We start from the raw sequence: 13,806 nt of genomic DNA, 5'->3' as shown, positions 1-13,806 counted from the left end.
TAAACGGACGATGTCGTCCACTTACAGGTCTAGCGTGAGCGTACCAGCGGGCGCACACAGCGCTTCCGCAGCTCCGAAACGCGACACAGGACGAGATGATGAGCGACATGCGCGCAGCCCTCTTCGACCGATACGGCCCCCCGGAGGTTCTCTACGTGGGCAAGCGGCCGACGCCGGCCCCCACGCCCGACGAGGTGCTGGTGCGGGTGCACGTCGCCAGCGTCAACGGTGGCGATCTGCTCGATCGAGCCGGGAAAATGCGCCTGGTAACCGGCCGCACTTTCCCCAGGGCGAGCGGAATCGACTTCGCCGGGGAGGTCGCCGAAGTCGGTTCGTCGGTCACCGGAGTACGTGAAGGGGACCGGGTGTGGGGGCTGCTGGGGCGCAAGACGGGCAGCATGGCCGAGTACGTCGCCGTACGCCCCCGCCACATCGCCCCCGCTCCGGAGAACCTCACCCCGGTACAGGCCATCTCACTGCTCGCCGGCGGGGCCACGGCGGTGACCGCCCTGCGTGAGAAAGCCGTCATCAAACCCGGTGAGCGACTCCTGGTGCGCGGGGGCAACGGAGGCGTGGGCAGCGTCGCGGTGCAGATCGGCAAGCTCTTCGGTGCCCACGTCGTCGCTCTCGCGGGCGCGAAAAACCTCGACTTCGTCCGCGGCCTGGGCACCGACGAAGCACTCGACTACCGTACGACTCGCCTCTCCGAGCTGGGCCGTTTCGATGTCATCGTCGACACCGCCGGAACGCAGCAGTCCCGCTTCCGCCGCCTGCTGGCACCCGGCGGGCGCATGGTCGCCGTCACCCTCGACTTCAACAGGCTTCTCCCCAGCCTCGCCACCATCCTCGCCTCGACCGTCCACGGGAGCAGGCGCATACGCGTCTTCAGCGGCAACCCCGACACCGAGCTGCTGACCGAGATCACCCGCTACGCGGAGCACGGCGACATCGTCCCCGTCGTGGACACCGTCCACCCTCTCGACCGGATCGCCGACGCCCACCGGGCCCTGGAAGCCGGTGGCGTCCGCGGCAAGCACATCATCCAGATCACGTGAGGGGGCGAACACCGCCGCGGCCCCCCAACTTCTCCACGTCGGCGGCGGGGCCGCGGCCGACGGGCCCCACCCCGCAGCCGCACGGCCTGACTTCGGCACAGCCCTCCATGGCGTCCTCGTCATGAAGGAGGTCGGCGAGCTCGATGCGCCGGTTGAGGGCCTTGCGGCCGACGAGAAGAACGAACCGGTCACGCAGCCCGATGGGGTGCCGCCGGTCGCAGGTGTCGACCATCGCCCGGCCCATCCCGGCCGTGATGGGCGGCGCCTTCTTCACCCGGTTCCGCTTGCGCCAGTCCTTGCGGTAGTCGTTGAGCAGGCGGCGGGCGACCGTGGTACGGGCTTCTTGTCGTCGGGCATCCAGGTGCGGATCGCGGACATCTGCGCGGCGATCGTGTTCCGGGAGGCCTCCCGGGCGATCACCGAGGCGACGTACTCGATGTACGTGGCGGTGGTGCAGGGGCGGGCGACACGGCCCATGTCGTCGCACCAGCGCTCGAAGATGCCGCGCTGGGACCGGTAGTTCTTGTTGGTGTTGTGCCCGTCGGCGTACGCCTTGAGCCGCTCGGCGGTCTCCGGCGAGAGGTACAGGTCCCGTTCGGTGTACGTCGGTTGGTCGGCGGCCGTGGGGAGGGTTTCACCGGGCATCAGGACGGTGTGCTGGTCCACCAGCGGCTTCGCGGCGGGGCGGGCCGGCGACGGCCGGCAGCAGCTCGCCGTCCCCGACGAGCCCGGCGTCCACGACTTCGGTGGGGTCGAGCTCGCTCGCCGTGGTCATGGCGTCACCGAGCCGCGGCCGGAGCGGGAGCGGGAGCGACTGACATGATCGGGCGGCCCTTCTTGGCCACGCGGCCGAGGAGCGCTCGCCGCTTCGCCCACCGTCGGTTCTCCTCCGGAAGCGCCTTCGGAACCCCGCCACCAGGTTGCTGTAGGACGATGTCGCTCATGTGCCCCTCCCCCGCAGGATCGTTCGTGGCGAACCACCCTCGTACAAGGGCCCGCGCTTCACCGAACCAGGAGGCTCCGGGCATCTACGCGCCGGCCAGCACCTCGTCGTAGCTGCTGACGGCGTCGAGGCCGTAGAACTCCCACACCGCCGACCACAAGGCGGGCCCCTCGGTGGTGCTCCACCGCCACAACTTCGCGTAGTCGGAGAAGGACTGGCGTCGCGTCCGCGAGCTCAGCCTCGTAGCGACAGCCTCGCGGCGATGCGAGCAAGTTGATCGAGGTGCTCGCTGCCATGGCACCCGGCGTGCATGGGATCGACGACCAGATGTGTGGCGCTTGCCTCCGCCCACCTTTGTGCCCTGTTCTCGATCCCGTCCAGACCGTACCGAAGCTCGACTGCACCCTCCAGGCCGATGTCGGAGGCCAGGCGGCCGGCTCGCTCGGCGGCGGCGGCGATCGCCTCGAACTTCTTGGGGACGTCCGGTTCCCATTCGCGGCCGTGGTACCAGCCGTCGGCCATCCGGCCGATGCGGTCCAACACGATGTCGCTCCATCCGCCCATCCACACAGGGATCGGCTGCTGCGGCGGCCGTGGCTCAAGGCCCACGCCGACCACGCGGTCGAACTCACCGTCGACATCGATGACCTGGCGTGTCCACAAGGCGCGGAGGATCGACACCTGTTCCTCGATCCGTCGTCCGCGCGTCCGGAAGTCGGCCCCCATCGCTTCGTACTCGACCGGGTTCCAGCCCACGCCGATCCCGAGTCGCAACCGTCCACCGGTGAGGATGTCGACCTGTGCGGCCTGCTTCGCGACGAGCGCCGTCTGCCGCTGTGGACAGACCAGCACGCCGGTCGAAAAGCCGAGGTCCGGGCAGAGGGCCGAGAGGTGGGCGATGGTCGTCAGCGGCTCGTGGAACTCGGTGTTCACCGAGTAGGCCGCCGCCGTCCGTTGTGCGCCGTCCGGGAATCCGGCGCCGTAGTCGGGCCGCGAATCCGGGTCCACTCCCACTACGTGGTCGTTCACCACGATGTAGGAGAAGCCGGCATCGGCCGCTTGCAAGGCCCAATCGCGCACTACTGCGCGATCCGAACCAATCTCCTGTGAGGGGAACCTGACGCCTGTCAACATGGGCCCTCCTGAGTACTTCGTCGTGGAGACGTGCACGCCGCCGCGGAAACGCAATCGGCGATGTGAGACGGTCGACCTGACCGAGCCTTCGCAGACCGCGGTCGACTGAGGCCGTGGCCGTTCGGGGGAAGCTGCCGGCGCCCGTGGTGGGGCGTGGGTGTGGCCGTGAAGGCTGTCCACGACGCTCGTTCGACGACGAAGCGGCGCAGCGTGCGTAGCTGGCGGGGGGTGTTCCAGCCGAGTACGCCGACTACCCTCCCGTGGTGGCCGTAGATGGCAGCGAAGTAACCGTCGACCGGGTCGCCGTGGACGATCCGCACGTCCGCGGCAGGTGGGAAAATGCCGTACGCCTGGATCCTGGTGTCGTACTGGTCGGTCCAGAAGTAGGGCACGGGAGCGAACGGGATGGCGTCGCCGAGCAGGTTGCCGGCCGCGGCCATGGCCTGTTCGGTGGCGTTCATCCGGTGCTCCAGTCGCATGCGGGTGCCGAAGTGCGGGTTGTGCCAGGAGGCGACGTCGCCGGCGGCGTAGATGCCGGGTGCGGCCTGGCACAGCGCGTCGCACAGCACCCCGTCCCCCAGACGCAGGCCCGAACCTGCCAGCCAGCCGGTCGAGGGAGTGGAGCCGAGGGCCAGAACGACGACGTCGGCCGACAGCGTGGTGCCGTCGCCGAGTTCCACCCCGGTCACCCGGCCGCCTGCGCTGCGCAGCCGGGTGACCGGCACGCCGCAGCGCAGGCTCGTTCCGTGATCGCGGTGCAGTTCGGCGACGAGCGTGCCGATGCGGTCCCCGAACGGGCGCCGTACCGGGACGGGTTCCGGCTCGACGAGGGTCACCTTCAGGTTCATGGTCCGGGCTGCCGCGGCGACTTCGGTGCCGAGGAATCCGGCACCGACCACGACCACTCGGGGCCCGGTGAGCAGCGCAGCGTGTAGGTCGCGGGCGTCGTCGAGTGTGCGCAGGACGTGGACCCCGGCCAGATCGCTGTCGGGCAGGCGCCGTGGGGCCACACCGGTAGCGGTGATCAAACCGTCGAAGCCGATGCTCTCGCCGTTGCCCAGGCGCACCCGGCGGCCTGGGACGTCGAGGGCGGCGGCGCGTTGTCCGAACCGCAGGTCGGCCTCCAGCCGCGCAAGATCCTGCAGGGAGCGCAGGGTGGCCCGTTCGGGCTCCCAGGCGCCGGTGAGGATCTGCTTGGACAGTGGCGGCCGGTCGTACGGCGGACGGGACTCCTCGCCGATCAGGGTGAGATGACCGCCCCAGCCTCGGCGGCGGAGGGTCTCGGCCGCGGTCAGGCCCGCGGCCGAGGCTCCGACGATGACGATCCGCTTCACTCCTTCTTCCCCTGTTCTTCCACCCAGATCGCCTGGGCCGGGCAGAGGGCGGCGGCCTGCCTGACGTCGTCCGCCAGGTGCTCGGGCGGGTTCTCGGTGAGCAGGACGACGATGCCGTCCTCCTCGCGCTGGTCGAACACCTCCGGTGTGGTCAGCACGCACTGGCCGGAGGCGACACACTTGTTCTGGTCGACGATCACCTTCATCGGATCCTCCTTTCCTGCACGGCACTTGGCCGCGTTCACCAGGTGACGGGCAGTTCGTAGACGCCGTAGACGAGTCCGTCGTGCTTGAACGGGATCTCGTCGAGATCTACCGCCGACTGCAGGGTCGGGATGCGGCGGTACAGGGTGCTGTAGACGACCTGCAGTTCGACCCGGGCCAGTGGCTGGCCCAGGCACTGGTGGACGCCGAAGCCGAAGGCCACGTGGTGGCGGGCGCCGCGTCCGATGTCCAGCCGGTCGGGGTCGGGGAAGGCGGCGGGATCGCGGTTGCCGATGTCGTTGGCGAGGATGACGCCTTCGCCGGCGCGGATGGTCACCCCGCTGATCTCGATGTCCTCCAGGGCCACCCGGCGCCGTCCGCTGTGCACGATGTTCAGGTAGCGCAGGAGTTCCTCGACCGCCGAGGCGATCACCTTCGGATCGTCGCTCTCGCGCACCTGAGCCAACTGGTCCGGGTGCTGCAACAGGGTCAGCGTGCCCAGAGCGATCATGTTCGCCGTCGTCTCGTGCCCGGCGATCAGCAGGAGTATCCCCATGTTGGCCGCTTCACGCCGGGAGAGTTCGTCGGCCCTGACCCGCGCCGCGAGCGTGGAGAGCAGGTCGTCTGCCGGGTGGGCGAGCTTGCCGCTGATCATCCGGTCCAGGTAGCCGACCAGCCGCTGGGTGGCCGCCCGCGCTTGCTCCGGCGTGGTGGTGCGCTTGATCAGCATCTTGCTGTTGGACTGGAAGAAGTCGTGGTCGGCATACGGGACGCCCAGCAGCCGGCAAATCACCAATGACGGCACCGGCAACGCGAACGCCTGGACCAGGTCCACCGGCTTCGGTCCGGCGAGCATGGCTTCGATCAGGCCGTCGACGATCTTCTGGACCGCCGGCCGCAGCGCCTCCACGTGCTTGATGGAAAAGGCCGCGGTGACCATCCGGCGCAGCCGGGCGTGCTCCGGATCGTCCATCACGATGAAGCTCCGCGACTGCCTCCGGCGCTCCAATGAGGCCGGGGACTGATGGGGGTAGTGCGGGTGGGTGCTGTCCGAGCTGATCCGCGGGTCGGCCAGCAGCGCCCGCATGTCGTCATAGCGAGTGACCAGCCATGGGGTACTGCCGTCCCACAGCCGCACCCGGTTGATCGGAGCCTGGACCTGCAGGGTGTGCAAGGTCGGCGGCGGGTCGAACGGGCAGTCGGCCGCCCGGGGCATGGGGTAGTCCGGTACCTCCGCCGACGGCGCGTCAGTGCCGGGTGCCGAGATGGTGGTCATGGTTCTCCGCCTCTCTCCGGAAATCTGATATTCGGGCAGGCGCCAGGACCGGGCCCGGCTCGCGCGTGGGCGCGACGGAGCAGGTCCCGCCTGCAGGAGGAGGCGCCGAAGAGCGCGGCCCGGAAGGTCAGGAAGCCGATCCGCCCCCCTTGGCCTCGAGCCGCGGAGCTGTCCCGAGCATGCGCCGGACGATGGGCATGACCGTGTGCATGGCCTGCGCCAGCGCCCGCACGTCCTGCTCAGGCAACGCGGCCAGCAGGTCGGCCATCCGGGCATCCCCCGCCCGGCGGCGCTGGGCCAGCCGCTCGCGACCAGCATCCGTGACAGTGACGAGGCGGACCCGCCCGTCTTCCGGATCGGCCACTCGCGATGCCAGACCCTGGGCTTCCAGCCGCTGCACCAGCATGGTCATCGACGGCTGGGTCACACCCTCCGCCACAGCCAGCCCGGTCAACCGGATCGGACCCTCCCGCTCCAGCCTGTCCAGCACCGCGGTGGTGGTCAGGCTCATGCCCTGCCGGTCCAACAAGAGGAGCCTGACCATCCCGGTGACCAGCTCGTGCAGCGCCGCCGCCACCCTCTTGGGGCCCTCTTCGGACATCTCATCCATATCTCCATCCATAGCACAATCTATATAGATAATCTATATAAAGCGTGCTATGGATGGATTTAGGGCCATTTAGGGTACTGGTCAGAGTCAAAGAGCCACCGTGGTGCCGGAAGAAGGTGATCACTGTGACCTACGCCTCCACCTCGGCCGACTCCCCGTCGCAGGCTGCCACCCGGCCACTGCGGGCATCAGGCAGCGCCTGGCCCCTGTCGCACCACCCGGAGGCCGCCGGAGAGGCTCGCAAGATCACCAAAGAGGGCGACCCGGGCACCCGGCGGGTGCACATCGAAGTCGCTGACGGAGGCCCTGCCGCCACGGACGGCGACTGGGCAGCCAGCGGCAGTCCCGACGAGCACGGCCGCGGGCTGGAGATCATCGATCAGCTCACCGCCGCGTACGGCGACCGCCAGGAGCCCGGACACGCCATCCACTGGGCCGACGTGAATACTGCGCGTCTCCCCCGGCCAGACGGCAGCACCCCCTCCCAGACGACGCTTTCCGGCCGCCCTACGACAGCGGCGCATGGCAGTCACGACTCTGCTGTCGATCAGGAATTGCGAATGATCGCTCCGTAGACGCTTCCCGGATCGGCACCGGCAACAGCCTCCGGGCGATGGCCGGGCTGCGGAACCTCCCCATCAGCGTCTCCACCAAGACGGCGCCGCAGCATCACCACCGGCCTGCGCCACCACGCCCGCCGGCCGAACGCCCCCTCCACACACTCGGCATCCTGCCCCAGGAGACCAGGTCACCGGCAAATCCGGCATCACGGTCGACACAGGCCGACCGCGACTGCGACGGAGCCCTGGTCCGCCCCTGACCTGACCCTGACCGTTCCCCGCCCTGCGCCCGATCGGCCACCTGAGTGGCCCCTGACCCGACCCGGAACGGTCCCTGACAGGGGCACCACATGGGCGACAGCGCACCTAACGTGATTACGGCACCCCGGCCGGGTCCGCACGCCTGATGCAACCACTTTCTTCACAAGGAGAATCCATGCCGTTCAGGGGTAGATCCGCACTGCGGCGGGCCGCCGCGCGGGGCGCGGCCATGGCCGCGGGGGCCGCCATGGCCGTCATCACCGGCCTCGCCGCCGCTCCCGCGGTACACGCGTCGCCATCGGCCACCGGGGCCTTGCGGTGGGCACCGTGTGACGACCCGAATTATTCGGGCACCGAGTGCGCCACCCTTTCTGTGCCGGTCGACTGGGCCCACTCGGACGGGCCGAGATTCGACCTGGCCGTGGCTCGCCGCAAGGCCACCGACCCCGCCGCACGCGTCGGCTCGATGGTGTTCGGTCCTGGCGGGCCCGGCGACTCGGGTGTGAAGATGGTGGGGCGCAATGTCAGCCGGTTCAGCCCCGAGGTCCGCCGCAGGTTCGACATCGTCAGCTTCGACCCGCGCGGCGTGGGCGGCAGCAACCCGGTGACCTGCGCCGACGACCTGCCTGCCGAGCGGCCGTCACCGGAGCTGAAGAGCAAGGCGGACTTCGACGCCACCGTGGCGTACAACAAGCGGCTCCGCGCCGACTGCCGGGCCCGTACCGGCCCGGTGTTCGACCACCTTGACACCGCCCAGACGGTCCGGGACCTGGACGCCCTCCGGGCCGCCCTCGGCGAGCGGAAACTGACCTTCCACGGCAGCTCGTACGGCACGCTGCTCGGGGCTCAGTACGCCGAAACCTACCCGCGCCGCGTGCGCGCGATAGTGCTGGAGAGCGTCATGGACCACAGCGTCCCGACCACCCATGACTTCCTGCAGTCCGAGGCGGCCACGGCAGAAGACTCCTTCGAGGAGTTCGTGAAGTGGTGCGACGGCGCCACGGAATGCGCGCTGCACGGCCGCGACGTCCGCGCCGTTTGGCAGGGCCTGTTGGCCCGGGCCGAGCGCGGCGAGCTGGAGAACCCAGACAAGCCGGGCACCTCGCTGTCGTCGTCGGACCTGGTCAACAGGATCGCGTTCACGAAGTTCTACAACGTCGACTACGCGGGCCTGGCCACGGCGATCGCGGGGATGGAGGCGAGCAAGCCGCTGCCCGCATCGCCCACCTCGATAACGCCGCTGCCAGAAGCCACCCCCGTGTTCTGCTCAGACTGGCACCTGCCAGTGCGCGGCTACCAGGAGTACGCCTCGCTCGTCGCCATGATGAACAGGACCGCGCCGGACCTGCCTTACCTGCTGCCGATCCAGATGACAGCGGCCTGCCTGGGTACACCGACCGCCAACCCCCAGCACCGCCTGGACGCACACGGCGCCCCGCCGATCCTGGTGTCCAACGCGCTGCACGATCCCGCCACCGGCTACCCGTGGGCCGTCTCGGTGGCCCAGCAACTCGGCCGCAGCGGCGTGCTCCTCACCTACGAGGGCCAGGGCCACGGCAGCGTCACCAACGGACCATGCATGGAGGACACCGTGGACAGCTACCTCACCAACCTGGCGATCCCGGCACGGGGCACCAGCTGCCCCGCCGTGCCGTCCTGATACGGGCGGGAATCCCCTCGGAACGCCGCCGCCGATGCGACGGGCCCCAACATGGTGGACATGTCAGCAAGCTCGGTGCGGGACTTATGCTTCCGGAGCGCGAAGAACGAATGCGGCCTGGACCAGTACGAAGTCCGCCGCCACGTCGGCCGGCACCGGCACATCACCCTCGCCATGCTCGCCCACGCGTTCCTGGCCGTCACCGCCGCCCAGGAACGGCAAAAGGGGGAGCCGACCACGACACACCCGACCTCGTGGACCTCACCCCGGCCGAGATCCGCCGTCTACTGGCAACTACCCACCGGCGTCCCACTCGACAGGGCAACCACGCGGTGAACTGGTCGAGATGGCGCCGCCGACACCAGGCCCGGGTCCGCCGCTGTCACTACACCCGGCGCGGTCACTCGTTCGCGGGGCAGGCCGGGCGAACCCGCCCCGCACCAGGCACCACCCCGCTACAATCCCCACGCTCAAGCCGTTGACCAGGACATACACCGAAGTCCGGCTGGAGTACTGGACAGGCGGTCGATCCGGCGGCGGGGGCGAACAGCATTCCCGACCGGCACGCGCCGGGACCCGCCCATACGCGGGTTCCGGCGGCAGGAGCCGAACCGTGTTTCAGAGGAGGGTCCTAACGCGACTGCGCCCAGTCGTAGAGGCGGTGGGCGCTGCCACCGAGGCGCGTTGCGTAGAGCGTGGGGGTCTGCCCGCCCGCGAGTTCCTCGTCGGTGGTGGTGACGCCCACGACGGTGCCGGTGCCGGTGCGGGTATCGAAGTGGGCCAGGTGGGGGCCACCGCTCGACCCGGCCGACATGTTGCAGGGCTCACCCCACAGCAAGGGGACCTTGGGACCGGGATGGCTCGTGCCCGCGCAGTGGATCATGCGGGAGCCGACGTACTTGTCCCCGGGGTCGTTGAGTCCGTAGTTCGGGTACCCGAAGGCGTGGACGAACTCGTCCTCGACGGGCTGGCCGAACCCGATTTGCTGGCTTCCGGTGACGTCCGCGATCGGGTGCCCCCCGGCAGCGGGGTTCGTCACGAAGAGTCCCGTGTCGTAGCCGGCGGCAGCGACGTCCGACGATTCCGTGGTGTCCGGATCGGCGTCCCAGCGGGAAGAGGTGGCCATGGTCCTGACACTGAAGCCGCCGAGCGGTTTCGTTCCGTTGCGATAGCCGGGCACGAAGTAGAAGTTGTGGTTCCAGGTGTCGTCGGCGGAAGGCGACCCGACGCCTCTCAGGCAGTGTGCTGCCGTGATGACGGTACTGCGGTTGGCGCTGGTGACGACCGTCGCGGTGCAACTGCCGTCGTAGCCGTCGGAGAAGGTGAAGAACAGGCGGCCTACGTTCTTCTCCACCGCCCCGCCGTGTGTCCACACGGCCCCGGAGTCCGGCGTGTTCACGGGAAGCGGCCGCGGGTCTTCCGGCGTGTTGTCGTCCTCGGGCACGGGGGTGATCTCGGGGACCAGAGCGCCTGCCAGCTTCATCCGCTCGGAGGTCCAGTAGGAGTTGATCCGGTTGCGCTCTTGTGCGGTTGTGGCACCGGCGTGGGTGGTGGTGGTGTCCGGTCCCGTCGCGCTGCCGCTGGTGGACGACGGGTTGTGCGGTGCGGCGTTGGCGGCCGCGGTCGGCGTGACCAGTGCGACGACGGCCGCCGACACCGCGACGGTGGCGCCGATCGCGTGCCGGAGGGTCCTGCGGGTGCTGTCCTGGTGACCGCATGGGCGGTGAGGAGGTATGCGCATGCGCGGGACAGTAGTCACGCGATGTCAGGAAGCGGTCAGAGGAGTGTGAAGGCGGTGTCCGCACGGCCGGTCGGCGGTTCGTGCCGGACACGGACGGATTTCGCGGGGAGGCACCGGGCCGTCAGGAAGGGGGACGCCTGCGGCGCAGCCGGCCCCCGGCTGGAGGGCGCCCTTGCCGGCTCGTTTCCGGCCCGGCCCGTCAGCCGTCACACGTCTTCATCGGCTTGGCGTCAACCGCTGTACCGATGTTGCCCGAGGCCGATCCCCAACCCTGCAGAGCGGGCCGCGCCGTGCAGGGGGCAATACACCCAGCCGTCGACGAACGTGACCGTCTCGGCGAGCGGGGCCCGGTCGATGCGGTCGTGACACACGGCCGGGGCTTCGAACCCGATGGACACGCCGCAGAACAGGATCAGTCCCGGTGGGGGCAACACAGCCTCCGCGACGGTCCGGCAGTACACCGACCACGCCATCCGAGGGCAGCTGTGCAGCCCCTCGGCACGGAGCAGCAGCATGACGGTCTGCAGGTACATGCCGAGGTCAGCCCATTGGGCCGGTCCCATGTCGCGGTCGATGCAGCAGAACAAGGCCGCAGGCGCACCGGCGCAGTCCCAGTTCGCGGTAGCGGCCGCCTCAGCCATTACCGACGGGCGGTATTACGGACAAGCCCGGCCGGGTCGATCGCGAAGGGGAACGGGGTGTCGAGCCGGGTGACCTCGCCGGACAGGGCGGTCGTCTGCTCGACGTACCGGTCGTTCTCCAGCTCGGTGATGATGAGCCGGGGCGCCGGGTCAGCTCGACGCCCTGGAGGCCTCCGGCCTGCTCGCCCACGACACCCCGCGCGCCGGATGGGAGCCCGAACTGCTGCGGGCTCTGGACCGCGCCGCGCGCTCCACGCCGCTTTAGACCTGTTGGCGAGCCGTTGACGAACGGCGAACCAAGTTACAAGTAACCCGCCGGTAGCTTTCAGGGCTTCGCCGCAGCGGTCTACTTCGGCTGGCGGGGCACGGTCTTGGTCTTGTCGAGATGTCCGTACACCGTGGAACGGGGCACGTTGAACATGTCGGCGATCTGCTGAACGGTCTTCTCCCGGGCGTCGCAGGGGTGTGACCCAGATGCGCCAGAAACCCGCCGCGGGATGATCTTGGAGCCTGGGCAGCTCGTTACGACTCGGCGTCCGGCGTGAGGGTGCGGAACGGACGGGGGTACGGACCGGACGGGGGTACGGACCGGACGGGGGTGCGGACCGGACGGGGGTGCGGACCGGACGGGGGTGCGGACCGGACGGGGGTGCGGACCGGACGGGGGTGCGGGACATCGGCAGCGTCCTGGAGGACAACGAAGTCGGCGCGAGCCGCCTCGATCGCCCCGGGATACGCCCGTGCCTTCTCATTGCGGCCAGTGATGATCCTCGACTGATGCCGCCGCGGCGCGGGTGTTCCGGGTACGTCATGCCCGGAACACCCGCGCCGCGGTCTACCTGGTGAGGTCGGCCGGCTTGTCGAGTCGCGTCAGCTTCTCCGGGTTGGATGTCGCGTAGATCCGGGTGATGCGCCCGTTCTCGACCACGAGGCTGACCGCGGCCCGCCCGCTGCCGGATTCGATCCGGATCGCCGGGGCGCCGTTGAGCCACACCGCCGTGGTCTCGAAGGCGGCCCGGTCGGTGCCGGCGAGCATCGTCGCCACGAGGTCGGCCCCGTGGATGGGGGCCAGTGCGGCGCCGGTAAGCCCGCCGCCGTCAGCGATGAAGACCACGTCCGGCGCCATGATCTCCATCAGGTCCTGGATGCGCCCGGTGTGCAGCGCGGTGACGAACCGGGCCACCACAGCCTTGTGCTCCGCCCGGCTCACGCTGACGCGTGACTGCCGAGCGGCGATGTGGCTCCGGGCCCGCCGGGCGATCTGCCGAACCGCAGCGGGGGTCTTGCCCACGGCCTCGGCGACCTCCTCGTACGGGACGTCGAAGACCTCGCGGAGCACGAACACGGCCCGCTCAGTGGGGCCGAGCGTTTCCAGGACGGTCAGCATCGCGATGGAGACGCTTTCCGCGAGTTCGACGTCGTCGGCGACGTCGGGGTGGGTCAGCAGGGGTTCCGGCAGCCACTCGCCCACATAGTCCTCGCGGCGGCGGGAGAGTGTGCGTATACGGTTGAGTGCCTGCCGGGTGACGGCCCGGACGAGGTACGCCCGCGGGTCGTGGACCTGTGACCGGTCGACGTCGGCCCACCTCAACCAGGTCTCCTGCAGTACGTCCTCCGCATCTGCCGCGGAGCCTAGTATCTCGTAGGCGACGGTGAACAGCAGGCTGCGGTGGGCGACGCACGGGTCCATGATCATGCCGTGGACCCGACGCGGGACGTCGCCGGGCGGTTGGCCAGCGGGATCTCGCAGGCGTCGGAGAAGCCCTGCGAGGTGACCCCGTTCGCCACGTTGGCCCTGGTCGCCAGGTTGACGTAGGCGATGAACGCGGTGAGCTCCACCATGGCCGGCAGCCCGAGCCGCTCAAGAAGGGCGGCGTACTGCTCGTCGGTGACGGTCGGCGGGGTGTTGGTCATCGCCTCGGCGTACCCCATGACGTCGCGCTCCAGCGCAGTGAACACGTCCGCCTCCCGCCACCGCGGCACCTGGCTCGCCTTGGCCAGGTCCAGGTTCTCGTTCTGTGCCTGGAAATAGCCGACGTCCAGGCACCAACTGCAGCCGACCTGCGACGCGACGGCCATGTGCGCGAACGACTTCAGGCCCGGGTCGACCGCGTCCCACGCCCCCACCTTGGCTCCGAACTCCAGGTTGTCCTGGGTCACTCGGGGGCTGTGCCACAGCACCTCGACGTTCTCGGGCACGACGCCCAGCTGCTTGATCATGTTCTCCTTGAGCTCGGCGGGGAGCTCGGCCTTCGGCAGGCGCAGCGTCATGCTGTCTCTCCTTGCTATGCGCCCCTTGTGGGGCTGTTCGGCATGAAGACACCGCCCGGCCCACGCATGTGACAACCACCGCCGCCCCGGCGTGCCCCGTGGCCCGTCCACGTGCA

14 protein-coding genes and 2 pseudogenes are annotated in these 13,806 nt (G+C 69.6%); 4 read left to right on the top strand and 12 right to left on the bottom strand.

Features of this window, described 5'->3' with window-relative positions:
• Positions 1–98: 98 nt before the first annotated feature.
• Positions 99–1,055 carry an NAD(P)-dependent alcohol dehydrogenase gene (locus tag OG520_RS42790; protein WP_331748954.1) on the top strand — a complete coding sequence of 319 codons (957 nt, stop codon included), beginning with the start codon at positions 99–101 and terminating at the stop codon, positions 1,053–1,055.
• Here the strand turns inward: OG520_RS42790 and OG520_RS42785 are convergent.
• The 8 genes from OG520_RS42785 to OG520_RS42750 all read right to left on the bottom strand — a co-directional run bounded on the left by OG520_RS42785 (position 1,048) and on the right by OG520_RS42750 (position 6,556).
• Positions 1,048–1,329 carry a hypothetical protein gene (locus OG520_RS42785; RefSeq protein ID WP_331748951.1) on the bottom strand — a complete coding sequence of 94 codons (282 nt, stop codon included), beginning with the start codon at positions 1,327–1,329 and terminating at the stop codon, positions 1,048–1,050. The two genes, OG520_RS42790 and OG520_RS42785, sit on opposite strands and share 8 nt — an antisense overlap.
• On the bottom strand, positions 1,326–1,700 hold the full coding sequence (locus OG520_RS42780; protein WP_406016759.1) for a hypothetical protein: 375 nt from the start codon (positions 1,698–1,700) through the stop codon (positions 1,326–1,328). Before OG520_RS42780 ends, OG520_RS42785 begins: the two co-directional genes overlap by 4 nt.
• A complete protein-coding gene (locus OG520_RS42775; protein WP_331748946.1) occupies positions 1,690–1,830 on the bottom strand; it encodes a hypothetical protein in 141 nt (46 codons plus the stop codon). Before OG520_RS42775 ends, OG520_RS42780 begins: the two co-directional genes overlap by 11 nt.
• A gap of 402 nt (positions 1,831–2,232) precedes the next feature.
• On the bottom strand, positions 2,233–3,132 hold the full coding sequence (locus OG520_RS42770; protein WP_331748939.1) for a TIGR03619 family F420-dependent LLM class oxidoreductase: 900 nt from the start codon (positions 3,130–3,132) through the stop codon (positions 2,233–2,235).
• Positions 3,126–4,466, bottom strand: coding sequence for an FAD-dependent oxidoreductase (locus OG520_RS42765; RefSeq protein WP_331748936.1), 1,341 nt, complete (start codon positions 4,464–4,466; stop codon positions 3,126–3,128). Before OG520_RS42765 ends, OG520_RS42770 begins: the two co-directional genes overlap by 7 nt.
• Positions 4,463–4,672: a ferredoxin gene (locus tag OG520_RS42760; RefSeq protein WP_331748933.1), complete on the bottom strand. Its 210-nt coding sequence runs from the start codon at positions 4,670–4,672 to the stop codon at positions 4,463–4,465. The genes OG520_RS42765 and OG520_RS42760 overlap by 4 nt, the downstream gene beginning before the upstream one ends.
• A 35-nt stretch (positions 4,673–4,707) precedes the next feature.
• Complete coding sequence (locus OG520_RS42755; RefSeq protein WP_331748930.1) at positions 4,708–5,946, bottom strand: cytochrome P450; 1,239 nt, start codon at positions 5,944–5,946, stop codon at positions 4,708–4,710.
• A gap of 127 nt (positions 5,947–6,073) precedes the next feature.
• On the bottom strand, positions 6,074–6,556 hold the full coding sequence (locus OG520_RS42750) for a MarR family transcriptional regulator (RefSeq protein WP_331748927.1): 483 nt from the start codon (positions 6,554–6,556) through the stop codon (positions 6,074–6,076).
• Between the two features lie 125 nt (positions 6,557–6,681).
• On the opposite strand from OG520_RS42750, the gene OG520_RS42745 reads away from it, so the two are divergent.
• The 3 genes and pseudogenes from OG520_RS42745 to OG520_RS42735 form a co-directional block, all read left to right on the top strand.
• Entirely contained in the window at positions 6,682–7,131 is a 450-nt protein-coding gene (locus OG520_RS42745; protein ID WP_331748925.1) for a hypothetical protein, read from the top strand.
• Positions 7,132–7,552: 421 nt separating this feature from the next.
• Positions 7,553–9,037 (top strand): alpha/beta hydrolase, encoded by a 1,485-nt coding sequence (locus tag OG520_RS42740; protein WP_331748922.1) that lies wholly within the window; start codon positions 7,553–7,555, stop codon positions 9,035–9,037.
• 81 nt (positions 9,038–9,118) lie between these two features.
• Positions 9,119–9,373: pseudogene (locus tag OG520_RS42735) on the top strand (hypothetical protein); the annotation flags it as partial.
• Between the two features lie 295 nt (positions 9,374–9,668).
• Here the strand turns inward: OG520_RS42735 and OG520_RS42730 are convergent.
• The 4 genes and pseudogenes from OG520_RS42730 to OG520_RS42715 form a co-directional block, all read right to left on the bottom strand.
• Positions 9,669–10,778, bottom strand: a complete 1,110-nt coding sequence (locus OG520_RS42730; protein WP_406016758.1) for a trypsin-like serine peptidase — start codon at positions 10,776–10,778, stop codon at positions 9,669–9,671.
• Between the two features lie 230 nt (positions 10,779–11,008).
• Positions 11,009–11,413 (bottom strand): annotated as a pseudogene (locus OG520_RS42725) (hypothetical protein); the annotation flags it as partial.
• Between the two features lie 841 nt (positions 11,414–12,254).
• Positions 12,255–13,115, bottom strand: a complete 861-nt coding sequence (locus tag OG520_RS42720; protein ID WP_331748916.1) for an RNA polymerase sigma-70 factor — start codon at positions 13,113–13,115, stop codon at positions 12,255–12,257.
• Positions 13,112–13,690 (bottom strand): carboxymuconolactone decarboxylase family protein, encoded by a 579-nt coding sequence (locus OG520_RS42715; RefSeq protein WP_331748913.1) that lies wholly within the window; start codon positions 13,688–13,690, stop codon positions 13,112–13,114. Before OG520_RS42715 ends, OG520_RS42720 begins: the two co-directional genes overlap by 4 nt.
• Positions 13,691–13,806 lie beyond the last annotated feature (116 nt).

It is taken from the genome of Streptomyces sp. NBC_00984, assembly GCF_045162475.1.
Lineage (GTDB): Bacteria > Actinomycetota > Actinomycetes > Streptomycetales > Streptomycetaceae > Streptomyces.
The sequence above is the reverse complement of the archived record's forward strand: the minus strand, read 5'-3'. Positions and strand labels throughout refer to the sequence as shown.